The organism is Alteribacillus sp. YIM 98480, from assembly GCF_009765375.1.
GTDB lineage: Bacteria > Bacillota > Bacilli > Bacillales > Marinococcaceae > Alteribacillus.
In genome coordinates this window covers 18,333-43,705 of record NZ_VTOK01000024.1, presented here as the reverse complement: position 1 = coordinate 43,705, position 25,373 = coordinate 18,333, and the positions used below count along the sequence as shown (strand labels likewise).

General features: G+C 39.1%; 25 protein-coding genes and 1 tRNA gene. All 26 read left to right on the top strand.

The window, feature by feature from the left end; genetic code table 11:
- Positions 1-371: 371 nt before the first annotated feature.
- The 26 genes from rnmV (at position 372) to spoIIE (ending at position 25,316) form a co-directional block, all read left to right on the top strand.
- Positions 372-944 (top strand): ribonuclease M5, encoded by a 573-nt coding sequence (gene rnmV, locus FZF09_RS21085; protein ID WP_158738523.1) that lies wholly within the window; start codon positions 372-374, stop codon positions 942-944.
- Entirely contained in the window at positions 937-1,821 is an 885-nt protein-coding gene (rsmA, locus tag FZF09_RS21080) for a 16S rRNA (adenine(1518)-N(6)/adenine(1519)-N(6))-dimethyltransferase RsmA (RefSeq protein WP_233269592.1), read from the top strand. Before rnmV ends, rsmA begins: the two co-directional genes overlap by 8 nt.
- Before the next feature lie 389 nt (positions 1,822-2,210).
- A complete protein-coding gene (yabG, locus tag FZF09_RS21075) occupies positions 2,211-3,095 on the top strand; it encodes a sporulation peptidase YabG (protein WP_158738522.1) in 885 nt (294 codons plus the stop codon).
- A 251-nt stretch (positions 3,096-3,346) separates the two neighbouring features.
- Positions 3,347-3,598 (top strand): biofilm formation stimulator Veg, encoded by a 252-nt coding sequence (gene veg, locus FZF09_RS21070; RefSeq protein WP_091587523.1) that lies wholly within the window; start codon positions 3,347-3,349, stop codon positions 3,596-3,598.
- Positions 3,599-3,744: 146 nt separating this feature from the next.
- Complete coding sequence (locus tag FZF09_RS21065; RefSeq protein WP_158738521.1) at positions 3,745-3,924, top strand: small, acid-soluble spore protein, alpha/beta type; 180 nt, start codon at positions 3,745-3,747, stop codon at positions 3,922-3,924.
- 231 nt (positions 3,925-4,155) lie between these two features.
- The gene (gene ispE / locus FZF09_RS21060; RefSeq protein ID WP_158738528.1) at positions 4,156-5,022 is read left to right on the top strand and encodes a 4-(cytidine 5'-diphospho)-2-C-methyl-D-erythritol kinase; all 867 of its coding nucleotides are present in this window, start codon (positions 4,156-4,158) and stop codon (positions 5,020-5,022) included.
- A 60-nt stretch (positions 5,023-5,082) separates the two neighbouring features.
- On the top strand, positions 5,083-5,925 hold the full coding sequence (gene purR / locus FZF09_RS21055; protein ID WP_158738520.1) for a pur operon repressor: 843 nt from the start codon (positions 5,083-5,085) through the stop codon (positions 5,923-5,925).
- On the top strand, positions 5,922-6,296 hold the full coding sequence (locus FZF09_RS21050) for a RidA family protein (protein WP_158738519.1): 375 nt from the start codon (positions 5,922-5,924) through the stop codon (positions 6,294-6,296). The genes purR and FZF09_RS21050 overlap by 4 nt, the downstream gene beginning before the upstream one ends.
- An 83-nt stretch (positions 6,297-6,379) precedes the next feature.
- Entirely contained in the window at positions 6,380-6,514 is a 135-nt protein-coding gene (locus FZF09_RS23195; protein ID WP_255450618.1) for a hypothetical protein, read from the top strand.
- A 210-nt stretch (positions 6,515-6,724) separates the two neighbouring features.
- Positions 6,725-7,018, top strand: a complete 294-nt coding sequence (spoVG, locus tag FZF09_RS21045; protein ID WP_091587557.1) for a septation regulator SpoVG — start codon at positions 6,725-6,727, stop codon at positions 7,016-7,018.
- A 424-nt stretch (positions 7,019-7,442) separates the two neighbouring features.
- Positions 7,443-8,807: a bifunctional UDP-N-acetylglucosamine diphosphorylase/glucosamine-1-phosphate N-acetyltransferase GlmU gene (glmU, locus tag FZF09_RS21040; RefSeq protein WP_158738518.1), complete on the top strand. Its 1,365-nt coding sequence runs from the start codon at positions 7,443-7,445 to the stop codon at positions 8,805-8,807.
- Between the two features lie 36 nt (positions 8,808-8,843).
- Positions 8,844-9,794 carry a ribose-phosphate diphosphokinase gene (locus FZF09_RS21035; protein WP_158738517.1) on the top strand — a complete coding sequence of 317 codons (951 nt, stop codon included), beginning with the start codon at positions 8,844-8,846 and terminating at the stop codon, positions 9,792-9,794.
- Positions 9,795-9,912: 118 nt separating this feature from the next.
- Positions 9,913-10,557, top strand: a complete 645-nt coding sequence (locus FZF09_RS21030; RefSeq protein WP_158738516.1) for a 50S ribosomal protein L25/general stress protein Ctc — start codon at positions 9,913-9,915, stop codon at positions 10,555-10,557.
- A gap of 386 nt (positions 10,558-10,943) precedes the next feature.
- Complete coding sequence (gene pth, locus FZF09_RS21025; protein ID WP_158738515.1) at positions 10,944-11,507, top strand: aminoacyl-tRNA hydrolase; 564 nt, start codon at positions 10,944-10,946, stop codon at positions 11,505-11,507.
- A 90-nt stretch (positions 11,508-11,597) separates the two neighbouring features.
- Positions 11,598-11,831: an anti-sigma-F factor Fin gene (gene fin, locus FZF09_RS21020; RefSeq protein ID WP_158738514.1), complete on the top strand. Its 234-nt coding sequence runs from the start codon at positions 11,598-11,600 to the stop codon at positions 11,829-11,831.
- 252 nt (positions 11,832-12,083) lie between these two features.
- Positions 12,084-15,620 carry a transcription-repair coupling factor gene (gene mfd, locus FZF09_RS21015; protein WP_158738513.1) on the top strand — a complete coding sequence of 1,179 codons (3,537 nt, stop codon included), beginning with the start codon at positions 12,084-12,086 and terminating at the stop codon, positions 15,618-15,620.
- Positions 15,621-15,827: 207 nt separating this feature from the next.
- A complete protein-coding gene (gene spoVT, locus FZF09_RS21010; RefSeq protein WP_158738527.1) occupies positions 15,828-16,367 on the top strand; it encodes a stage V sporulation protein T in 540 nt (179 codons plus the stop codon).
- A gap of 130 nt (positions 16,368-16,497) precedes the next feature.
- A complete protein-coding gene (locus tag FZF09_RS21005) occupies positions 16,498-18,117 on the top strand; it encodes a putative polysaccharide biosynthesis protein (RefSeq protein WP_158738512.1) in 1,620 nt (539 codons plus the stop codon).
- Positions 18,107-19,594 carry a bifunctional methyltransferase/pyrophosphohydrolase YabN gene (yabN, locus tag FZF09_RS21000; protein WP_158738511.1) on the top strand — a complete coding sequence of 496 codons (1,488 nt, stop codon included), beginning with the start codon at positions 18,107-18,109 and terminating at the stop codon, positions 19,592-19,594. The genes FZF09_RS21005 and yabN overlap by 11 nt, the downstream gene beginning before the upstream one ends.
- A 32-nt stretch (positions 19,595-19,626) precedes the next feature.
- Positions 19,627-19,887, top strand: a complete 261-nt coding sequence (locus FZF09_RS20995) for an RNA-binding S4 domain-containing protein (RefSeq protein ID WP_158738510.1) — start codon at positions 19,627-19,629, stop codon at positions 19,885-19,887.
- 85 nt (positions 19,888-19,972) lie between these two features.
- Positions 19,973-20,269 carry a sporulation protein YabP gene (yabP, locus tag FZF09_RS20990; protein ID WP_091587504.1) on the top strand — a complete coding sequence of 99 codons (297 nt, stop codon included), beginning with the start codon at positions 19,973-19,975 and terminating at the stop codon, positions 20,267-20,269.
- Positions 20,266-20,853 (top strand): spore cortex biosynthesis protein YabQ, encoded by a 588-nt coding sequence (gene yabQ, locus FZF09_RS20985; protein WP_158738509.1) that lies wholly within the window; start codon positions 20,266-20,268, stop codon positions 20,851-20,853. Before yabP ends, yabQ begins: the two co-directional genes overlap by 4 nt.
- 16 nt (positions 20,854-20,869) lie before the next feature.
- Positions 20,870-21,259, top strand: coding sequence for a septum formation initiator family protein (locus tag FZF09_RS20980; RefSeq protein WP_233269590.1), 390 nt, complete (start codon positions 20,870-20,872; stop codon positions 21,257-21,259).
- A gap of 92 nt (positions 21,260-21,351) precedes the next feature.
- On the top strand, positions 21,352-21,789 hold the full coding sequence (locus FZF09_RS20975) for a S1 domain-containing RNA-binding protein (protein WP_158738508.1): 438 nt from the start codon (positions 21,352-21,354) through the stop codon (positions 21,787-21,789).
- A 193-nt stretch (positions 21,790-21,982) separates the two neighbouring features.
- Positions 21,983-22,059: transfer RNA gene (locus FZF09_RS20970), tRNA-Met, on the top strand.
- 758 nt (positions 22,060-22,817) lie between these two features.
- The gene (gene spoIIE, locus FZF09_RS20965) at positions 22,818-25,316 is read left to right on the top strand and encodes a stage II sporulation protein E (protein WP_158738507.1); all 2,499 of its coding nucleotides are present in this window, start codon (positions 22,818-22,820) and stop codon (positions 25,314-25,316) included.
- The last annotated feature ends 57 nt before the right edge of the window (positions 25,317-25,373 follow it).

Sequence of the window (25,373 nt, the reverse complement as noted above, 5' to 3'; positions counted from 1 at the left end):
AAGGTATCCTTTTTGCGTACTTTATTTTAGCATTTTATTAAAAAGAGTGGTCCTCACCAACGTATTGGTGAGGACCACTCTTTTTAATTACTGGGTTTTGTCCCAGCCTCTTTTTAATTATATTTTCGACAATAGCTCCTTCTGTACGTTGACGTGGGTGTCATTGAAGAAGTCTTTACCTTAGCAGAAACTATCTCCTTTCAAGACCATACAGAAGTTTTCTTTTCTCAGGGGAAAAGAACTAGTATAATAAGGCAGACTAAGAAAAGAGCAAGTACTTTGATTGCTTGCTTAATGGAACTTTCTTTTCGACTCACGTAAAAAAAACGGCTTTTATTTCGTAATACTCCTGCTGGGAGGCAGTATCTAAAATGAAAATACAAGAATGTATTGTAGTAGAGGGAAAAGATGACACGGCTGCGGTGAAACGCGCATTAGAAGCGGATACAATAGAGACGAACGGATCGGCCATTGGAGAATCTGTCCTAAAACGTATTGCGCTTGCACAAGAACGGCGGGGAGTAATTATTTTTACAGATCCGGATGTACCTGGAGAGAGAATAAGAAGAATTGTAAGCAGAGAAGTACCGGGTTGTAAACATGCTTTTCTTACAAAAGAGAATGCACTTTCTGCCAAAAAGGACAATTTAGGCATTGAAAATGCTTCCGTTGAAGCGATAAGAAACGCCATTCTAAAGGTTAGAAAAGAGACGGTTTCAACAATAAAAAACAAAAACCCTGTTACACGGCAAGATTTGATAGATGCTGGAATGATGGGCGGACAGGGTTCACAACATAGAAGAGAGCGAGCTGGAGAAATTTTAAACATTGGATATGCCAATGCTAAACAATTTTTAAAACGTTTAGTAATGTTTAATGTGGGACGTGATGAATTTGCTAAAGCCGTAAAAGAGGTTTTGGAGGAGGAAAACACCCGTGATTAAAGATATCGCTACTCCGGGCAGAACAAAGGAAATTCTTGAAAAACACGGGTTTTCCTTTAAAAAGAGCCTGGGTCAAAATTTTTTAATTGATGTAAACATTTTAAATCAAATTGCTGAGGCTGCCGGAATGAGTGAACAAGATGGTGTCATAGAAGTCGGTCCAGGTATAGGAGCCTTGACGGAGCAATTTGCAAAAAGAGTGAAACAAGTAGAAGCATTTGAAATCGATGGCCGATTAATCTCTATTTTAGAAGACACGCTTTCTCCATACTCCAATGTCTCTATTCACCACGAAGATGTCTTGAAGGCAGACGTAAAAAAAGTTCTAAAGGAGAAACTTCAGTCAGTAAAGGAGACAGCGATAGTAGGTAATTTACCTTATTATGTCACTACTCCGATACTAATGAAACTGCTAGAACAACGTTTGCCGGTCACTCGAATCGTCGTTATGATTCAAAAGGAAGTAGCAGATAGAATTGCTGCAAAACCTGGATCTAAAGAGTATGGTTCTTTATCGATAGCGGTTCAATATTATTCAAAAGCGGCTACTGTGATGACTGTACCGAAAACAGTGTTTGTGCCAAGACCAAATGTCGAATCAGCCGTACTGCGCTTAGAAATACGAGATATAGCGCCAGTGGATGTAAAAGACGAACAATTTTTCTTTCAAGTAGTCCGTGCTTCTTTTGCTCAGCGGAGAAAAACGATTTGGAACAATCTGCAGCATAATTTGTTGGGTAAAGAGAGAAAAAACCTTTTAGCTGATGCTTTAGAACAAGCAGATATTGACCCGAAAAGAAGGGGAGAAACCTTGTCCATGGAAGAATTTGCTCTTCTTAGCAATCAGCTTTATGAACGCACAACCGACATTTCTTAGCTCCATATGAAACAGAAAGGCTGTCATCTTTATGGCAGCTTTTTTTGTACTTTAAGAAAGGTTAACATTATTAAAGGGTTAAAGTATAAGAAAAAATAAGGCTTTCGCCATTAAGGAATTGGCGACAAGCCAAGTTTTTCCGCACAGCCCTGACCAGGAAAAATCATCCTTTCTTCAAAAAGACAAGACTGTTACTAACAATATATTTTAGATGGTATTCTCATTAATCCACAAGAAAAAAGCTTAAATGACCATTACTTAGCTGCGAAAAAGCCATCACTATTTCATAATAAGTTTTCATACAAAAATGAGAATCCATTAATCAACATTTCTTTGCACACATTTTTATTATCGGGAATAGGCTGTGACGAGAGAAGGGGGAGAAGCAGGTGGAACTTAAAGTAGGTGACCTCGTCGCACGCTATTCCTATGACTGTGATATAGTTTTTCGAATAACAGCCATTGACCAGAATAAGGCAGAGCTTGCGGGAGAGGAGCTTCGCCTGGCCGCTGATGCACCTCTAGAAGATCTAAAAAAAGTTGATGATGAAGAAAGAAGAACACATGAAAAACATGCTCGAGAAAAAGAAGAATACAGCTATAGACTATTTCGTCAGGAAGCTCGTTTAATGAAAGAAAGAAATGAACATGAAGCGACGGAAGGATATAAAGAAAAAGCTTCGTACTTTGAGATGCGAGGCCGTGTTCTTCACCTTGATGGTGATCCATACTATTTAGCAAAATGCACCGCTTTATATGAACGGCTGGGAATTCCTGTATACGGTGTACACATACCTGAAAAGGAAATGCCCGATCAAATAGCGTCATTACTGCACATGGTACGTCCGGATATTTTGGTTATCACAGGTCATGATGCGTTTATTCCTTCTAGAGGTGCAGAAAACGATTTAAAGGCTTATAGGCATTCGAAGGTTTTTGGACAGACGGTTAGAGAGGCAAGAAAGGTAGTACCCCAGCTTGATCAGCTTATTATATTTGCTGGAGCTTGCCAGTCTTATTTTGAATGGCTGTTAAAAGCCGGTTCAAATTTTGCAAGTTCCCCAGAACGTGTAAATATACATGCTCTCGACCCTGTGTATATTGCGGCCAAAGTCAGCTTAACTCCTTTTATGGATCGCATAGGCGTGCTGCAGTTGATTCGCCATACCCTAACGGGGCAAGAAGGGTTAGGAGGACTCGAAACAAAAGGTGTTTTACGTAAAGGGCTGCCTTGGAAGGAAGACCATTCCTTCTCCAACGAAATCGATGAATAATATCAAAACAAGACCGGGTGCTGCTATACCGGTCTTTTCGTTTACAATGGTTTTCCTAATAAGAAATTATTGTTTAAAGAAGGAATACGAAACCAAATTTAGCGTAAACTAAACATTGTGAGTTAAATAATTTATAAATTCTTCAATAGTTATTGACAATGAAACCAAATGATTGATATAATAAAAAATTTTATTTGACATTGAAGAGTTAGGATGCTACAATAAAATATGAGTGAGGTGGGTCCGAAACCATGGGAAAAACGCTGATAGAAATTAAAGAAGCACTGGATGCTAATGTCGGGAAAAAGGTTACAATCGTTGCTAACGGCGGACGTAAAAAAACAATTGAACGCTCCGGCTTGCTTGAAGAAACTTATCCTTCTGTCTTTATTGTTAAATTAGACAAGGACAAGCATTCTGTCGAACGAATTTCTTACAGTTACACAGATGTACTCACCAAGACAGTACAGCTAACTATGTGTGAGGAAGAACTTCAAGCATAATAATCAATGGAAAATCGTTCATAAAGCAGTATAAATTGGCTTTCTGTTTATTGCGGACAGGAAGCTATATTTATGTCTTTTAGAGAGCAATCTATACATATGCCTGCGATGTTATTACAATTCTTTCTTTTAAGGAGATGGACAATTTGAGCCCAAGACGAGGTATAATGTCTAATGATTTAAAAGTAGAGATTGCAAAAGAGCTTGGCTTTTATGATACAGTGCAAAAGGAAGGCTGGGGAGGCATTAAATCCCGGGATGCGGGTAACATGGTCAAACGAGCCGTTCAAATTGCTGAAGAGAGTCTAGCCCAAAATAAAAAGTAACAACTTTAATCGCAGGTATTCAACACTCCGGGGTTCCTACCCCGGAGTTTGCTTCTTTTATCTAATAGTTAGGAATGATTTAAGACGTTTATCAAAGGGACTTTTCAGCAAGTCAAGTTTTCTAATGTTCGAGCCTGTACATAAGCAGATATTTCGACTAAAATGTACAGAGATATTAACGACTGGAACGGTAAAAGAATGGTCATGTACGGAAGAGAAGGAGAATAAATGGTGAAACGATCAATAAAAGCCCCAGCAAAAATTAATTTATCGCTTGATGTACTGCATAAAAGGGATGACGGCTACCATGAGGTGAAAATGGTTATGAGTCAAGTCGATTTGTCGGACCGTCTTGACTTAGAGATTAGAGAAGATGGAAAAATAACAATAGAGTTATCAGAAGGGTTCTTACCTGTTGATCAACGTAATTTAGCTTATCAGGCAGCTTCTCTTTTGCAGCACCGTTATGATATTAAGCTGGGTGTTTCCATTTACATACATAAACATATTCCGGTGGCAGCTGGTTTGGCTGGTGGGAGCAGCGATGCTGCAGCTGTTTTAAAAGGGCTTAATGAATTATGGGAGATAGGGCTTTCTACAGCAGATGTAGCAGCTCTAGGTTCAGAAATCGGCTCTGATGTTTCTTTTTGTGTTTATGGAGGGACCGCGCTTGCTACAGGCAGAGGAGAAATCATTAAACCACTGCCTTCTCCCCCTCCGTGCTGGGTAATACTAGCTAAACCTCCTATTGGAGTTTCTACAAGAGAAATTTATCAGCGTATGAAGATAGAAAATCCACCAAAAGAAGTAGCTTCTGAAAAAATAATTAAGGCAATAGAAAGCAATGATTACAGGGAAATTTGCAATAATCTTTTCAATTCGTTAGAAAACGTTACTCTTCCTCTTTATCCAGAGGTAAAACGTATTAAGGAAAGAATGCTTGATTCCGGTGTAGATGCTGCTTTAATGAGCGGAAGCGGCCCAACTGTATTCGGATTGGTGAAGAAGGAATCTAGAATACATCGGGTTTACAATGCATTGAGAGGGTTTTGTGATCAAGTATACGCTGTCCGTTTGATAAGTGATAAGGAAGCTTGATAAAATCCGGATAAAAATGATATATTTCAATTACAACATTCGGATTTTATGGAGGTGCTTATGAAAAAATTGAAACGAAGCGGTCGGTTGGTAGATATGACCTATTATTTGTTACAACATCCCCACCAGCTTGTATCACTGAGTTATTTTTCGGAAAGATATCAATCCGCCAAATCTTCTATAAGCGAAGATTTAACGATTGTAAAAGATATATTCGAATCACAGGGGATTGGTTCCCTATTAACAATAGCAGGAGCAAGTGGCGGAGTGAAATACGTTCCTATGGTGGAAGAAGAAGAAGGAAAGCTGCTTGTGGAAAAATTATGTAAAAAATTAGAAGATAAAGAACGGCTGCTGCCAGGTGGATACTTATACATGATGGATATTCTAGGGAACCCTCGTTTGATGAATGAAATTGGCAGATTATTTGCAGCTGTGTTTTCAGATCAAAAGATAGATGCCGTAATGACAGTAGCAATGAAAGGTATACCTTTAGCCTATGCTATTGGCTCTTATCTAGATGTGCCAGTTAGTATTGTGCGCAGGGACCACCGCGTAACAGAGGGCTCTATGGTCAGCATTAATTATGTTTCAGGGTCGGCTAAACGTATTCAAACGATGTCATTAGCTAGAAGAAGCCTAGAAGAAGGTGCTAATGTACTTATTGTGGATGATTTTATGAAAGCCGGCGGTACAGCACGAGGCATGATGGATTTATTAAAAGAGTTCAATGCCAATGTAGTGGGTATCGGTGTGCTAGTGGAAGCTGAAGATGTAGAAGAAAGACTTGTGGATGATTATGTGTCTATTGCGCGTCTTGAAGAAGTGAATGAAAGTCAAAAATTGGTTAATGCAGTTCCGGGCAACTTTTTAAAGAAACTAAAAGAGGTGAATCAAAAATGAAAGAGATCTTTACTACAGAAGCCCCAGAAGCAATTGGACCCTATTCCCAAGGTATCGTTGTAAACAATATATTTTACAGCTCTGGACAGATCCCTTTAACTCCTGAAGGAGAAATTGTTGAAGGCAGTATTGAAGAGCAGACTCACCAGGTATTTAATAACTTAAAAGCAGTCCTTAAAGAAGCTGGTGCCTCTTTAGATACAGTAGTAAAGGCTACTGTTTTTATTAAAGACATGGATACTTTTCCGACTGTCAATGAAATTTACGGTTATTATTTTAATGAACATCAGCCAGCAAGATCTTGTGTTGAAGTTGCCCGTCTCCCCAAAGACGTACTAGTAGAGATCGAAGTTATCGCTCTAGTAAAATAAAAGTTAATAATGTACCTAAAAAACCGCTGTTTGGCGGTTTTTTTTAAAGGTAAGAAATTATAAAAAAACATTTGGTGTTTTACATGTCTAGCGCAAGCGCCTACTCGCTCGAGATTCCTTCGGTTTCTCAATGGAAAGCAAGGATCAGCTTTCCATATGCCGACCCTCCAGGACTTGTCGCTCGTGAGCAATGCGCTTGCGCTTTTCTTATTGCTTAAATTTAGTAAAAACGGATGGCACAAGGATTAGAAAAAGAAAACTTTTATTAAATGAGAAGGTATCATTCATGTTAGGTCCTAGTGTTTAGGGACTGTTTTCCTAATAAATTTAAAAATTTTAATATTTTTTAGTTTATAGAGAAGGAAAAGGGGGCTTGTTTATTGAATTATATGGCAGAAGTATTTTATTTGGAAAAAGGTGGTGAAAGAATGGAAGTGACAGACGTAAGGCTTCGTCGGGTGAACACCGAGGGACGCATGCGAGCCATTGCTTCAATTACGATGGATAGTGAGTTTGTAGTACATGACATTAGAGTGATTGATGGTAATAACGGCTTGTTTGTAGCTATGCCAAGTAAGCGCACGCCTGACGGGGAATTTAGAGACATCGCCCACCCGATTTCATCGCATACTCGCGAAAAAATCCAAACTGCTGTTTTGGGTGAGTACAAACGCCAGGGAGAATTTGAAAATCCTGAATATGAAGAAGCTGGCGCTTCATAGCACTAGGTATAATATTGCAATGATACTTACGCCATCAGGCGGCCTGATCTATTTTGGGCTGCCTGATTTTTTTATACTTTAAGAATGTTTAATTTTGTTAAATGCTCAAAATATAAGTAAAACTATGACTTACTTGGCGGTAAGTCAAGTTTTTCTAATGTCTATATTTTTAATTCTTTGCAGTGACACCTCTGCCATTATCTTTTTCTTATATTAAGATAGCAAGCGTAGTTTTTCTAAAAAATACTATTTGGTCGCAATAATTAGATTAAACGAAGGAAGAAACATTTATAGTTATACCCCGTAGTTACCAAAGCGAAACGGAAAGTTTTGTAAAGTAATGATAATCTTTTGACTTTCCTTGAAATAAAGAGGGTTTTAGGATATATTCGTAAGGGAAAACCGGATACTTGGAGGATGAATAATGAGCAATCGTTACGCGGTTATTTTAGCCGCAGGACAAGGAAAACGAATGAAATCAGATTTGTATAAAGTGCTTCATCCTGTATGCGGAAAGCCTATGGTAGAACATGTGGCAGACCAGGTGAGTCAAGCTGGACTTCAGGAAGTGGTGACGGTAATAGGACACGGTGCCGATGCAGTAAAAGAGCATTTGGGTGATCGTGTTTCTTATGTGTTACAAGAAGAACAGCTGGGAACTGGACATGCTGTTATGCAGGCAGAGGAGTTGCTAGCGGATAAGGATGGGGTAACAGTCGTGCTTTGCGGAGATACACCCATAATCCGTTCTGAAACGATGGAGTCGCTGATGGAACACCATGAGAAAACAGGAGCTAAAGCGAGTGTTCTTACAGCAAAAGCAGAAGATCCAACAGGTTACGGACGTGTCATTCGTGACAAAAGCGGTCAAGTAACCAGAATCGTTGAACATAAGGATGCAAATGAGGAAGAACGCACAGTAAAAGAAATAAATACAGGAACGTACTGCTTTGACAATAAAACCCTCTTTCAAGCTTTAAAACAAGTTGGGAATAATAACGCACAAGGGGAGTACTATCTCCCAGATGTTATAGAAATTCTAAAAAGAAAAGGCGAAACGTTATCTGCGTGGCAAACTTCTGATTTTTCCGAAACGATAGGGGTGAATGATCGAGTTGCTCTTGCTAAAGCTGAAAAAGCCTTAAAACAAAGAATTAATGAATATTGGATGAAGCAAGGTGTAACCATTATAGACCCGGACCACACCTATATTTCTGCTGATTCGATTCTTGATCAGGACACTGTGTTGTACCCGGGTACGATGTTAAATGGGGCAGTGAAGATAGGCAGAAAATGTGTAATTGGTCCACATACAGAAATTACGGAAAGTGTAATCGGATCCGAATGTGAAATAAAACAATCCGTTATTGCACAAAGTGAGATTGGAAACCATGTTAAAATCGGACCGTTTGCTCATATTAGGCCAGAGTCCGTGCTTGATGATGAAGTGAAAATAGGGAACTTCGTGGAAGTTAAAAAGTCCCGCTTTGGAAAAGCAAGCAAAGCTTCTCATCTTAGCTATATCGGGGACGCTGAAGTTGGAAACAGTGTCAATTTAGGCTGTGGTTCAATAACCGTCAACTATGATGGTGAAAATAAATTTCTTACAAAAATTGCAGACGGTGCCTTTGTCGGATGTAATGCCAACTTAATTGCCCCGGTCACAATAGGTGAGGGTGCTTATGTGGCAGCTGGTTCTACTATAACAGATGATGTTCCCGGAAGCGCTCTCTCGATTGCTCGTGCGAGACAAACGAATAAAGAAGGTTATGCAAAAAAGAAGGATTGACCACTTTTTAAACTAATGTAACGGAGGGAATAATTGATGTCCATTTATGACGATCCTTATTTGAAGGTGTTCACCCTAAACTCCAATCCTAACCTGGCCCACGAGGTTACCAAGCAAATCGGAGTAGAGATGGGAAAAAGCTCAGTGAAGCGGTTTAGTGATGGGGAGATTCAAGTAAATATTGAAGAGAGCATCCGCGGTTGTGATGTATTTTTGGTTCAATCTACTTCAGAACCAGCGAATGAACACCTGATGGAACTTCTTATTATGATCGATGCGATGAAAAGAGCCTCTGCAGAAACGATTAATGTGGTCATTCCTTATTATGGATATGCCCGTCAAGATCGAAAAGCAAGATCAAGAGAACCAATTACTTCAAAACTAGTTGCAAACTTACTTGAAACAGCTGGGGCAACTCGCGTATTAACGATTGACCTGCATGCCACGCAAATTCAGGGATTTTTCGACATACCAGTAGATCAGCTCTTAGCAGAGCCAATCTTGTCCAAACATTTTCAAGATAAAGGAGTAGAAGATACTGTTATTGTCTCTCCTGACCATGGCGGGGTTGTTCGAGCAAGAAAGATGGCAGACCGTTTAAAAGCACCCATTGCTATTATTGATAAACGCCGGCCAAAGCCTAATGTATCAGAAGTAATGAACATTGTCGGTAATGTCGAAGGAAAAACGGCGATTATTGTAGACGATATAATTGATACAGCTGGAACGATGACATTAGCTGCAGATGCTCTATTAGAAGCAGGAGCCAAGGATGTATATGCTTGCAGTACACATCCAGTCTTATCTGGTCCTGCTATTGAACGCATTCAAAACTCAAACATTAAAGAGCTGGCAGTAACGAACACCATTGTTCTTCCAGAAGAGAAGGAAATAGATAAAATTACACAGCTTTCTCTAGCACCATTAATTGCAGAAGCAATTATTCGCGTGCATGAACAAACGTCAGTAAGCACGTTGTTTGAATAAAGAGTATGGGTCTGCTTAAGGCCAAATACTTGATTTTTAGGCAATGGAATGGTAAAATCCCGTTTTAAGTGAGTTAAATAGAGAATTCAAGAAGATAAACTAAATGAGGTGAAACACTATGTCTGCAGTATTAGAAGCTAAGACACGTAAAGATCTGAAAAGATCAGAAACAAAACAATTACGCCTTGATGGATATGTACCTGCTGTACTTTATGGAAAAGAAACAGAAAGCACTGCTGTTACTGTACCAAATATCACCTTTATAAAAACCCTTCGCGAAGTTGGCAGAAATGGTATTATTGAATTGGATATTGAGGGAGAAAACAAAAAACATAAAGTTATTGTTCATGATATTCAAGTTGATCCAATAAAAGACTATCTTGTTCACATTGATTTCTTCGAAGTAGACTTGAAAACCGAAATGGAAGCGGAAGTAGCTGTAAATCTTGTAGGCGACGCTCCTGGTGAAAAAGAAGGAGGAGTTTTATCTCCACTTCTCTACAATGTAACTGTACGCGCCCTTCCTACAGACATCCCTGAAGAAATCACTGTTGACATTTCTGAGTTAAATATCGGGGATTCCGTTCAAGTAAGCGATCTAAAATCTGGAAAAGCATTTGAATTTACGAATGAACCAGAAGAAACCGTAGTAACTGTTCTTCCACCTGAACAACAACATGAGCCTGAAGATGAAGCTGAAGGAGAAGAACCTGAATTAGTTGAGACTAGCGAGGACTCAGAAGAAGAGGAAAAATCTGAGTAATATAGAAGAAAGGGTATAGCCGTATTTTATGGTTATGCCTTTTTGACGTAAGCTAGAAAAGCATATGATTTGATGTGCCGCTGCCGCACTTTACCAGTAATTGATTGGCATAACTTTATATATATGTTTCATGTTGTCGCAGACAGAAGAGGTTGTCTAAGTAAAAGCGGGCAATGGCTCTCTTTTTCTTTAAGGACAAGCCCCGGCTGTCTGCGTTCTTTATACTTCTAGGAAATTTTACAATGCTAATAAAGGAATATAGTTTGAAAAGATTAAGGCTTTCAACGTACAGTACCGTGCGTTTTTAGCAGCCGTTCTTTTACCTGTATAGGTCTGTATGCAGAGTTTTTCTAATCAAGATGGAAACGGAAGGGGAGCAAGTAAACGTGAAAGTTATCGCAGGACTTGGGAACCCCGGTCAAAAATATAAAGACACACGTCATAATGTAGGGTTTGCTGTATTAGATAAATTAGTCGATAATTTAGGTTTGTCTTGGAAAGAAGGAAAAAAGAGTCTTATTGCCGAATCAAGAGCAGAAGGAGAAAAAATTTTTCTCATCAAACCAATGACTTACATGAATTTATCGGGTGAAGCACTACGTCCGCTTATGACATTTTATAATGTGGAAGTGGAAAATCTTATGGTCGTTTATGATGACTTGGATTTAGAGCCAGGATCGCTGCGTCTGCGTTTGAAAGGAGGCCATGGCGGGCATAACGGTATAAAATCTATCATCAATCAACTTGGAGCGAAGGAATTTAAACGAGTTCGTATTGGAATTGGACGGCCGGCAGAAGGTGATTCAGTGACATCTCATGTACTTGGAACGTTTGCTCCAGGTGATAAAAAAGCTGTGGAAGAAACCGTTCATTTATCAGCAAAAGCAGCAGAAGCGTGGTTTACTAAACCATTTAATGAAGTGATGAATCAATACAACAGGAAAAATTAACCAAACGGAAGTATAGCTCCTATTTTTGCGGTTCATACTAAGACAACAGTTAAGTCTAAAACCATGTACAATCGCAAAAGGAGCGGTAATATGGCTATTCAGTATTATTGCCGGCATTGCGGCACATCTATTGGGACACTTGAAGACGAAGAGTTATTGGTTTCTCCCCGTCTAGGGTTTGATCAGTTAACAGATGAAGAACAACAGCAAATTATTCACTATGGATCAGATGGGAATGTCCATGTAAGAGTAACTTGTGAAAATTGTGAGGAAGCTCTAGAAAATAATCCTCATTTTCATGAGTTAGATAGGTGGATCCATTAGAAGGTTGACCATATGCATATAGAAAAATTGGGACTGGCACTTCATAAACAACTTCGCGTGAAGGAAGCCGGCCCATTTTTCTGCTTAATAAAAAACGGAAAAAGTACCTTTTATGGAGATATTCAAACGGGTATAATAGCAATTAAATTTTCCGTTCTACTATTTTAGTAAGAGAATCACGTTAAAAATAATTTATATCATGTTGTCATACGAAGGGATTTTAGGGGAAGGAACGAAGGAGGAAAATGAGCCATGAAGGGATTGCAAAAAGCCCTGGCAGAGAATCACCATGTAAATGCAGTGTTAGAAGGTATAGAAAATAATTTAAACGAACAGTTAGTGGCAGGCCTTAGTGGTTCTGCCCGTACCTTTTTTGTGTCTCTAACTAAGTCTGAGGTAGATAGACCGCAGCTTGTGATTACCCATACGTTATATCAGGCTCAAAAGCTTTATGAAGATTTAATAGATTTAGTTGAGAATGATGTCTATTTATACCCAGTAAATGAATTGATATCTTCTGAAATTGCCATTGCTAGTCCTGAAATGAGGTCGCAAAGGATTGAAGTGCTGAATAAGCTTGTTGAAGGGTTCAATGGAATCGTTATCGCACCGGTTGCTGGGGTAAGACGTCTTCTTCCCCCGGTCGAACTGTGGAAAAGTTCCCAAATACATTTACAACAAGGCAGAGATATAGAATTAGATACGTTTTTGTCTGATTTATCGGCATTGGGTTACCAGCGGGCTGATATGGTGTCTGCTCCTGGGGAATTTAGTGTGCGAGGCGGAATTATTGATATTTATACTTTAACAGAAGAAAATCCTGTAAGGATAGAATTATTCGACACAGAAATTGATTCTTTACGATATTTTAGAGTGGATGACCAACGATCTTTAGATTCGCTCTCAGAAGCTGTAATCGGGCCGGCACAGGAAACTATATTGTATGAAGAGCAATATGAAAAAGCCGCCGATCAACTTGACGAATCACTGTCTCAAACGCTTAAAAAAGTAAAGGACAGCAAAGTAAAAGAAAAACTACAGGAAAATTTGACGTATGAAAAAGAACTTTTGACCGAACAAACCCGATTTCAGGGACTATACAAATACATGGAATATTTTTATGAAAAGCCGACAACCCTTTTGTCTTATTTTTCTGAGAACACTGTCATTTTTCTTGATGAAATAAGCCGCGTGCAGGAAATGGCAGAACGATTAGACAAAGAAGAAGCGGAATGGTCTACGACCGTTTTAGAACAAGGGGAAATACCAAATGATATTTCATTGTCGGTAAGGTTTAACGATTTATTTGTAAAGTGTAAAAATCCTCGTATTTATTTCTCGTTATTTTTAAGGAATATACCTTCTATACAGCCTCAAAACGTAGCGAATATTCAATGTAAGGCCATGCAGCAATTTCATGGCCAAATGCCGGTTTTAAAAAGTGAAATGGAACGCTGGCAGAAAAGCGGGTATACTGTCGTATTTGTTGCAGGTGATGATGATAGATCGAAACGTCTTGAAAATATCCTCGACGATTATGATATAGAGGCCGATCGGGTACAACGGAACGGTCCATTTTCCTCGGAACGTGCTTCGATTGTTCGCGGTCAATTAAACAGCGGTTTCGAATTACCAATGGAAAAGATTGCTGTTGTTACTGAACAAGAGACGTTTACGAAAAAATTCAATAGAGTGAAGCGCAGGCAAAAACTTACTAATGCTGAACGAATAAAAAGTTATTCGGAGCTTCAAGTCGGAGATTTGGTTGTTCATATCAACCACGGTATTGGAAAGTATTTAGGGATTGAAACGCTGGAAGTCGGCGGTATCCATAAGGACTTTTTAAATATTTCTTATGCCGGAAACGATAAATTATATGTACCTGTCGAACAAATTGACCAAGTGCAAAAGTATGTTGGTTCGGAAGAAAAAGATCCAAAAATTTATGCTCTTGGCGGCAATGATTGGAAAAAAGTTAAACGAAAAGTTCAATCTTCTGTTCAAGATATCGCAGATGATCTTATTAAAATATATGCTGAACGAGAAGCATCTAAAGGCTATGCTTTTTCTGATAATCAAGAAGAAGAGCAGGAATTTGCCTCTTCTTTTCCATATCAAGAGACCGAAGATCAACTAAAAGCTATACAGGAAATCAAAGAAGATATGGAAAGAGAACGTCCGATGGACCGTCTATTGTGCGGGGATGTTGGTTATGGAAAAACAGAAGTGGCGATCCGTGCTGTTTTTAAAGCTATTCTTGACGGGAAGCAGGTTGCTCTGCTTGTACCAACTACCATATTAGCCCAACAGCATTTTGACACCATTTCTGAACGCTTTTCCGATTATCCTATTAATATAGGATTATTAAGTCGTTTTCGGACTCGAAAACAACAAACGGAGACAATCAACGGGTTAAAAACGGGCGGTGTTGATATTGTTATTGGCACACACCGAATATTATCCAAAGATGTAAAATTTAAAGATTTAGGTCTCTTAATAGTTGATGAAGAGCAGCGATTTGGTGTAACACATAAAGAAAAAATTAAAAAATTAAAAGCGAATATTGATGTCCTAACATTAACTGCAACTCCAATACCAAGAACGCTGCATATGTCGATGCTTGGAGTCCGGGATTTATCAGTTATCGAAACACCTCCAGAAAATCGATTTCCTGTACAAACGTATGTGCTTGATTATAACGCCTCCCTTATTAAAGAGGCAGTGGAAAGGGAACTCAGCAGAGGCGGCCAAGTATACTTTTTGTATAATAGGGTGGATGATATCAGCCGAATGGCAGAACAAATGTCTATGCTCGTTCCAGAAGCAGAAGTAGCATATGCTCACGGCCAAATGAATGAGCAGGAACTTGAATCTGTGATGATTGATTTTCTCGAAGGCAATAAAGATGTTCTTGTTACGACTACCATCATCGAAACAGGCGTTGATATACCAAACGTAAATACATTAATTATTTATAATGCCGATAAAATGGGGCTTTCTCAGCTTTATCAAATTAGAGGAAGAGTTGGGCGCTCTAACCGGGTAGCATATGCCTATTTCACTTATCAGCGTGATAAAGTATTAACCGAAATAGCAGAAAAACGTTTGCAGGCCATTAAAGAATTTACGGAACTTGGCTCTGGTTTTAAAATTGCGATGAGAGACTTATCCATTAGAGGGACAGGGAATCTTTTAGGTGCTGAACAGCATGGCTTTATTGAGTCAGTAGGTTTCGATTTATATTCACAAATGCTTAAAGATGCGATTGAAGAGCGAAAAATTGATAAACCAAAAGTGAAAGTACCGGAAATAGAAATAGATGTGAAGGTTGATGCCTACATTCCTGCAAGTTATATCGATGATTCCAAGCAAAAAATTGAAATGTATAAGCGTTTTAAAGGACTCGAAACACTAGAGGACCTCAGGGATTTGCAAGATGAAATGGTAGATCGGTTTGGTGACTATCCAGAAGAGACCAAGGACCTCTTTACATTGTCCAAAATTAAAATACAAGCAAGAGAAAGTGGTATCGAATCGATTGTTCAAGAAGGTGGTAAAACCATCCTTCTTATTGAAGAGGAGACAAGTAAAAATATTGATGGCTCTAAACTTTTTGAAGCAGTAAATGACTTTGGGAGAGAGGTAGGTTTAGGCACGAGCGGCCAGAAAATAAAACTTGTTCTCCATCAAAACAGAATGTCCGGTAAACGTCTTTTAGAAATCATGGAAGTGTTAGTAAACAAATTACCCGATACAAAAAAAGTAAAAGAAGAGACTGCTTCTTCCTAATAAAAAAGAAAATGGTAACTTTCTTAAAAATAATGAATAGTAATTTACCTGCGGTGGATAATAAAAACAATAAAAAGAAAGAGACGGGGAAACTTCCAACTAAGATAATTTACCTCGAACAAGGAAGCAACAGTATATTGAACTGATCCTTATGTCTCTAGACCATCTTTAGAAAAACATCTTTAGAAAGGGAGGCACACTTCCATGATGAAAGCAACAGGCATTGTCCGCCGCATTGATGATTTAGGAAGAGTTGTAATACCAAAAGAAATCCGACGCACTTTACGTATCAGAGAAGGAGACCCTCTTGAGATATTTGTGGACCGAGACGGAGAGGTTATTTTGAAGAAGTATTCTCCTATCTCTGAGCTTGGAGATTTTGCCAAAGAATATGCAGAGGCCTTATATGATACCCTTCATCACCCTGTATTAGTGGCAGACCGAGATACATTCATTGCTGTTTCTGGTGGTGTAAAGAAAGATTATGCAAATAAAAGTGTCGGGGCTGCAGTAGAAGAAGCAATCAATGAACGTAAAACCAAAGTAACTTCTAATAAAGGAGATTACAACATCGTAAGCGACCATGAAGAAACAATGAGAGGGTATGCGGTGGCCCCTATCATAGCTAACGGTGATCCTATTGGAGCAGTTGTGATGATTGCAAAAGATGACAAGGTAGATGAAGCCATTTCTGGAAAACTGCTTGAAACAGCTGCCGGCTTTTTGGCAAGACAAATGGAGCAATAAACATTTTTGTATTGAAGTCCACATGTATAGAGTAAATGCAGCTGCCTTTTAAACAAATAAAGGCAGCTTTTTCATCATCTGTTTTCTCTCTTTGCTGTGATATACTGGGAAAGCGAAAGGGAGAATTGTGATGCCGCAACCTTACATAAAAAGCAAAAGCTTATGGAAAGGAGCTTTTCTAGTTACTGGTGCAGCATTTCTTGGGAAAGTGCTGAGTGCCTTGTACCGCGTTCCTTATCAAAACATTACTGGAGATGTGGGGTATTATGTATATCAACAAATATACCCTTTTTACGGGGCTGCTATGGTGGTTGCTATGTATGGATTTCCGGTAATCATATCAAAGTTAGTGATGGAAACAAACGAAAAAGAAGGAGCAAAAAAAGCAGAAGAAATGGCTTATGCTTCTTTTCTAATTTTGTTGTTCACGCATATACCAATATTTTTAAGTCTGTTTTTTGGAGCCGATGCAATAGCTGCAGCAATGGGCGATAAAAGGCTGGATGTACCTCTTCGTATCATTTCTGCGGTTTGTTTATTTATTCCTGTGTTTTCTGCGTTTAGAGGTTATTTTCAAGGAATGGGAGAAATGAAACCTACTGCTGTATCTCATGTGGTAGAGCAATGTATTCGAGTGGCGGTTATTTTAGGACTTGCCTTCTTTGTCGTTTTATTAGGAAAGGGAGCTTATGCTTCTGGAGTGGCTGCAGCAGTGGGCTCGATTGCAGGAAGTGCTGCAGGAGCTGTTTGCCTTATAAAGTTTTACTTTTCACTCCATTACCAAAGGTATAATCATGTGAATTGGCCTAACGTCATTGAAAAGATAAAACAAGTAAATACGAAAGTTTTAAGCAAGGGATTGCTTGTTTGTATGGGTGCCATGATATTTATTTTATATCAATTCATCGACGCTTTTTCTGTAGCTCGTATTTTGCAAATCTATGGCATGTCTTCCGAAGAAGCAAAGGCCGGCAAGGGGATATTTGATAGAGGACAGCCGCTTTTGCAATTTGGCACTGTTATAGCTACATCGTTTGCTATGGCGGTCGTTCCTCTTATAAGCAGTGAAAAGCTTAAAGGAAACGTAAAAGCCTCTCAACAGTATGCAGCATTTGCTGTACAAGTAAGTTTTTTAATTGGTGCTGCTGCTGCTTTAGGTCTATTTATTATAGCGGAGCCTGTCAATGTTATGTTGTTTGAAAACGCCAAAGGTACAGATATACTTCAAATATTAGCCGTATCGCTTGTTTTTAGCGGATTAATTATGGCTGCTTCCGCAGTTCTGCAAGGCTACGATTATTTTGTTATCCCAGCTTTTTTTCTTGTGCTTGGTTTATTCATAAAAGCGGGAGGAAATGTATGGCTGATACCTTTATTTAATGAAAAGGGAGCAGCTGCAGCTACTGTAATGGGGATGGCAGTGACTGCTCTTTGTAATATTTTTTTTATTTACAAAAAGCAATTAATGATGTTTCCCAATTGGCGCTGGATGCTAAAAGCAATCGTATCACTTGGTACAATGAGTCTGACAGCGGTTGTACTGTATATCACTTGTTCTTATGTTTTTTCTATCACGACAAGACCAGGGGCTGCAGCAGTGTCTTTGCTTATAGCATTGGCTTCTGCTCTACTGTATATATGGCTTTTGGTTCGTTTATCTCTTTTTACTCGAGAAGAACGTTTTCTGCTGCCTGGCATGGAAAAAATAGAAAAAGTTATAGATCGAAAGGAGAAAAAACATGAACAGTAATTCTAGTAAAAACACAAATATACCACAGATCACGGTCATCGGTCTTGGTGTTGGTGAATTAAATCAGCTTCCTCTTGGTGTATATCAAACATTGAAAAAAGCCGCACCTCTTTTTTTGCGAACAAGAGAGCATCCAGTTGTGAAAGAACTGGAAGAAGAGGTTTCCTATTTAAGTTTTGACCATGTGTATGAAGCTAACGATACTTTTGAAATGGTTTATAAAAATATAGTAAAGGAATTAATAGAAGCAGCATCGAATCATAACCATATCTACTATGCCGTGCCCGGCCATCCCATGACAGCAGAATTTACGGTGGAGCGGCTTTTAGAGAAGGCAGGAAACGGGGAGCTTCAAGTGGACATACTGGGCGGGCAAAGTTTTCTCGATCCGATGTTTTCCGCTCTTCACATAGATCCAAATAATGGGTTCCAACTTTTGGATGCAACTGCTCTTCAAACAAAAGATATAAAAATGAACCAGCACATTATAATTAGTCAGGTTTATGACCAGATGATTGCTTCAGAAGTTAAACTGACGTTAATGGAAAAATATCCAGATGATTATGAAGTTACTTTAGTGACAGCTGCGGGAACATCTCAAGAAAAATTGCGAAACGTTCCCCTTTTTGCATTAGACCGGGAAATAACACAAAATAACTTAACTGCGCTCTATGTGCCGCCCGTTCAAAAGGATAATTTGTTATACAGGGAATTTGAGACACTTCGAGAAGTGATTGCAAAACTTCGCGGGCGGGATGGATGTCCGTGGGATAAAAAGCAGACACATCATTCTCTAAAAAGGTATCTTTTGGAAGAAGCTTATGAGGTGATTGATGCAATTGATCAAGAAGATGATGATCATTTACAGGAAGAACTGGGTGATGTATTGCTGCAAGTGATGCTTCATGCACAGATTGGGGAAGACGAAGGGTTTTTTAACGTTGAAGATATCATAGAGACATTAACGTCCAAAATGATTCGTCGTCACCCTCATGTATTTGGGGATACAACAGCTCATACAGAAGAACAGGTGAATGAAAACTGGGAAGCCATCAAACGTTCTGAAAATGAGACAAAAGACACTGAAGATTCTCTTTTAACCCATATACCCGCATCGATGCCAGCACTTATGCAAGCCTATGAACTGCAAAAAAAGGCTGCAAAAGTTGGATTTGACTGGAATGATGACGCACCGATGTGGAAAAAACTTCAAGAAGAAACGGCGGAATGGCTTTATGAGGTAAAACAAGGGAATAAAGAAGCCATGAAAAAAGAGTTTGGAGATTTGTTGTTTGTGCTTGTGAATTTGGGGCGTTTTTATAAGCTGCATCCTGAAGAATCGCTGCATATGACGAATGTTAAATTTAAAAAGAGATTTACCTACATTGAAAAAGTTTTAACGAGTCAAGGACGTTCTCTAGAAGACACTACATTAGATGAAATGGATGAGTTATGGGAAGAGGCAAAACGAAAATAATCGTCTGATTTGTTTAGGAGAGGAGAGTATATATGAGAATTGATAAATTTTTAAAAGTTTCTAGATTAATTAAGAGAAGAACATTAGCCAAAGAAGTGGCCTCACAAGGGAGAATTACAGTGAATGGAAACAAAGCAAAAGCGGGAACAGAAGTAGCGCCTGGAGATGAAATTTCTATAAGATTTGGCTCTAAACTTGTTACGGTCCGCGTAGATGAAATAAAGGATACGACCAAAAAAGAAGCGTCAAACACGATGTATACCGTGCTAAAAGAAGAACCAGTAAATGAATAATGGAAAAAGGCATATTTCTACTACTATCTCTTAGGAAAGCCACATATATATGTGACAAGCTATCGATAAGAGGAGTGTGTGGAATATGTCTTTTAGAGAAGATTCAATGGCACAACGTCCGCAGCCCCCGCATGAAGTAATATTAAAAGGCAGGAAAAGCCTTGATATTACCGGGGTTAAAGAAGTAGAGAGTTTTGATAATGAAGAATTTTTATTGGAAACGTCCCTGGGTTTTTTGTCAGTACGTGGTCATAATTTGCATATAAAAAACTTGGACGTTGATGAAGGTATTATTTCGATTGAAGGAAAAGTAGATGACCTCGTTTATGTAGATCAGGCCACTGGGAAATCTAAAGGGTTTATAGGGAAGTTATTTAAGTGAGTCTGGCTGTTCAATTCCAGACAATGTTTGCAATGGTGGCAATGGGACTAGTCCTGGGGATGAATCTGGATTTTTATCATCGCTTAACGATCCGGTCGGTGAAGGCATTTTGGGCTAGATTGGCATGGGATCTTTTGTTTTGGCTTGTTCAAGTGCTCCTCGTTTTTTATGTGCTATTGCATGTGAACGAAGGAGAGCTTAGAATATATATTTTTTTCTCCATTGCTGCAGGTTTTTTTATCTACCGCCGGTACGGGAGGAGTCCCTTTATAAAAACAATGGAACTCGGTTTCTCTATTGTTCGGTGGACAAGAAGAACAATAGCCGCTCTCATTCGGATATTCATTATTTCTCCTATTAAATTTATATTGAAACTCATCACCTCGTCCGTTATGATAGGGATAACTATAAGTGGAAACGTTCTATTTTTTCTATTAAACCTCCTCCTATTCCCTTTAAAACTGGCAGCACGTTATCTTTACCCAGTTTTCCGACGTCTTCTTCCTCAGCCTATCATAACTTTTTTAGAAAAAACTTTTCAGTCCGTTCGAAAAAGGGTAAAAAAATGGAGGATATTTAAATAAGCCGGGGTGATCTTTATTGATATCTGAAAAGAAAAAAGTTACGGAGATTAACAAGCCCTATGTGAAAGAGCAAGCGAAAGAACAAGAACGTTTAAAAGCGGCTTCGACAAAAAGACGACGCGGTCTTGTCCGCCGCCTTACTGCCCTTTCTATTGCAGGTGTCATTCTTGCCGTGGTATTCACCGTATTGTTAGTATCACAATGGTCTACACTTGAAGCTAAAAAAGCAGAACGGGCAGAGCTTGAAAACAAGCTTGAAGAACTGCATGCAGAAGAATCTCGCCTCAAACAAGACGTTAAAAACTACAATGATCTCGACTACATAGCTGAAGTGGCGAGAAGAGATTACTATTTGACAAAACCTGGTGAAACATTATTTAAAGTACCTAATGAATCAACAGATTGACACTTTTTTAACCATTCGAGTATAATAGTAATGATTTTAAGACTGTAAAGTCAGCTTTCTAAGGAAAGAAAATAAGGAGGAGCTTTTTTTAAATGTCAATCGAAGTAGGCAGCAAGTTGCAAGGGAAGGTCACAGGTATCACCCATTTTGGAGCATTTATAGAGCTGCCGGATGGAAAAACTGGGCTGGTTCATATTAGCGAAGTGGCCGACAAGTATGTAGATGATATCAATCAATTTTTAAGTGTTGGTGACGAGGTCACTGTAAAGGTTATGAAAGTGGAAGACGATGGCAAGATTGGTCTTTCCATTCGAAAAGCCCAGGAACGGCCAAAAGGAGATCGCCCCCGGGGAGGAGATCGTCCGAAAGGAGATCGTTCAAGAGGAGAGCGCCGCAGTGGATCTGGAAAAGGACAGCGGTCCTTATCATTTGAAGAAAAGATGAATCGCTTTATGAAAGATAGTGAAGAAAGACTAGCTTCATTGCGTAAACAAACCGATTCAAAACGCGGCGGACGCTCCAAAAAATAAGCAGCTTGCTGCAGGCTTTACTGGATAAATCGCAGAAGACTGTTTGAAGAGTTACTCATTTACGGTTACAGCTGCATCGCTGATCCTAATGTTGGTACTCTTTAGGCAGTCTTCGTATATCTAAAAAAATTTAAAAGGGACGGTTGACTAAATCCGCCCTGTCATTATATAATCACTCATGTTGCGAAAAATTGGCGGTGTAGCTCAGCTGGCTAGAGCGTACGGTTCATACCCGTGAGGTCGGGGGTTCGATCCCCTCCGCCGCTACCATACATAGAAATCATTACGAGTCTTCTCTTTTGTGAGAGACTCGTTTTTTTATAAGGTAAGAAAGTCTATATATTTGGTGTTTTACATGTCTAGCGCAAGCGCCTGCTCGCTCGAGATTCCTTCGGTCCGTCAATGGAAAGCAAAGATCAGCTTTCCATATGCCGCCCCTCCAGGACTTGTCGCTCGTGAGCAAGGCGCTTGAGCTTTTCTTATTGTCGAGGAAATTATATGTTTGTCTATTGTAGATAACTATCTTTGATCAGCGTCTGGCTGCTTGAGCCCACACGATAATAAAGTTCTTTTGCTAAAACCAGAAGTTCGGCTAACGTAAAGGATCTTCTGCTAAGTTCGTGAATCTCCTACTTGGCGATAAGCCAAGTTTTTCTATTTTGGCGTCAATTTAAATGACGCTTCCTTATATAAAATTGAAGTTATTAGCACATTCTGGGGTGTCAATTTGCTTTGTTAGTAAAGGTTCCTATATCTTAGACGAATTTCCCTTTTTAAGGATATTTTTATAACATCATTCTGTTTGTTTTTACTCCATTTTCAAGCATTCTTTTTTATTTGCTGTAAGAAATTGTTAGTTGGTGTTTGGCTTTTTTAAAAAATACACTGTTAAAGCTTATAAACAGGGGTTTTTATAAAAAAATAAATCGTCGAAGACTTTTTTTATATCTGTTCGTGATTTTGACAAACATTTAACAAAATTGAATATATAATAAATCCACAAACTTTCTAGCAGGTGGTGGATTATTATGTATCAACGAGATCTAACGAAACGAGCAAATGAGACAGAACCAATTTGGGAGCACGTATGGACTTTAGTAAAGAATATCAGTAATCGCACGAAGCAGAAAACGTTAAGATTGTTAGAAATGTTGTTTATTCAATGGGGCGGTCTTGTCTTTATTTTAGGAATTCTATTAGGACGAGCTGTTTTACTTGCAGAGCTGTTTCCTTTTGCACTGCCATTTTTTGCAGCGGTATACTCATGGCGTAAAGAAAAAGGAATTATTGCAGCAGCAGGGATCATTGTTGGTACCTTTTCTGGTGCTATCTTTCACGGAGCATTTGTATTAGCAGCCATTGCTATCTTTTTAGGCATCTATGAATGGATCACCCGTTATGGTTGGAGGACAGGATGGACGCTGCCGCTGTCTGTATTTTTAGCTACAGTGGGAGCCCGTGCAAGTACTGTATGGCTAGAAGAAGGAGCTTTATCATCTTATTCTATGGTAATGGCTGGAGTGGAAGCAGGCCTTAGCTTTATATTAACAATGATTTTTTTACAAAGTATGCCTCTATTGATAACGAAGAAAAGAAAACAACCATTAAAACAAGAAGAAATTGTTTGTTTTATTATATTACTAGCTTCTGTGATGACCGGAGCAATCGGCTGGGTGATCTATGGTATGGCTGCCGAACATACACTGGCCAGATATCTTGTGCTGTTATTTGCGTATACGGGAGGGGCGGCACTTGGTGCGTCCGTAGGTGTTATTGCTGGGCTTGTTCTCAGTCTGGCTTCCGTTGCTAACTTATATCAGATGAGCTTACTTGCATTCGCAGGCCTTCTTGGCGGGCTTTTAAAAGAAGGCAAAAAAGTCGGGGTAAGCATTGGAATGCTTTTAGGTACGGCTTTAATTGCATTATATGGAGACGGCATGAATGGAGCTAGTTTGACGCTTGCCGAATCAGCGGCAGCTATTGCTTTATTTTTAATAACTCCTCGTATAATCACTTCCTTTATAGAAAAATATATTCCAGGGACTCCGGAATATGCCCGGGAACAACAAAAGCATATGAAAAAAATCAGGGATATTACAGCATTAAAAGTAGAGAGGTTTTCTAATCTGTTTCAAACCCTCTCCAAAAGCTTTATGTCCAGCCCTGACATGACAGATAAAGAAATGGAGGATAAAGAAAGAGATGAATTATTGAGCAAAATAACTGAAAAAACGTGTCAAACTTGTTTTCGGAAAGAAAGGTGCTGGGTCAACCAGTTTCACGAAACGTACGATGGCATGACGAACATGCTCTATGAACTGGAACGAAACGGAAAAATAAGCGGTCCTATGAAAAACCAATGGAAGAAGCATTGTCATTATGACACGAGGATGACAAAGGTAATGACAGAAGAGTTACAGCAAGATCAAGCGAGAAGGGAATTGTCCAAACAAGTCCAGGAAAGCCGTCAGCTCGTAGCGGATCAGCTTAAAGGGGTATCTGAAGTCATGAATGATTTTGCTCGAGAAATACAAAGAGAAAAAGAAGCCCACCATTGGCAGGAAGAGCAAATCCATGAAGCTTTACAAGATGCAGGGCTTGATATTGGCCATGTAGATATATATAGGCTTGATGAAGGGAATGTAGAGATAGAAATGAGTGTGTTAAAGGGGGGGGCGGGACTAGAACAGGCAGAAAAAATCATAGCACCAATGCTGTCTGATATTTTAAAAGAACACATTATTGTAGACAAAGAAGAGCCATACGAAAACATATCAGAATATTTAAACATCACTTTTGTATCGGCTCGAACATACACCGTGAATATTGGAACAGCATCAGTGGCTAAAGGCGGGGGGTGGGTGTCAGGGGATAGTTATGCTTCTATGGATATTGGGGCAGGAAAACATGCCATTGCAATAAGTGATGGAATGGGAAGCGGAGAAAAGGCACATAGAGAAAGCAGTTCCGCGCTGCAAATTTTACAAACTATACTTGCCTCTGGAATGGATGAGAAAACAGCCATACGTTCTATTAATTCGATTTTAAGTTTACGTTCAACAGAAGAAATGTTTTCCACGCTTGATCTTGCGATGATTGATTTGCAAGAAGCAAAGAGCAGATTTATAAAAATAGGGTCCATTCCTAGTTTTATTAAAAGGGAGGATAAAGTAAAGCAAATTGAAGCAAGAAATCTTCCTATTGGCATGATGGAACATGCTGAATTAGATGTTGTCACTGAACAAATGAAAGATGGAGATATGCTTATTATGATGAGCGACGGTATTCTAGATATTCCTGGTCCAATTGAAAATACGGAAATATGGATAAGGCGTATTATTTCACAGCTTGATACAGAGGATCCGCAGGAAATGGCAGACTTGCTATTAGAGAGGGTGATGAGGGTATCACAAGGGAAAATAAATGATGATATGACTATTGTGACTGCAAAAATCGAGCGCAATTTACCGAAGTGGGCAGCAATACCTGTTCGTCAAACCGTCCCATTAAAACGAAAAAAAGCATGAATTCAGTCAATCTAAAGTCTTTAACCCCCTCAAAAAGGTATATATTTTTCATACCCC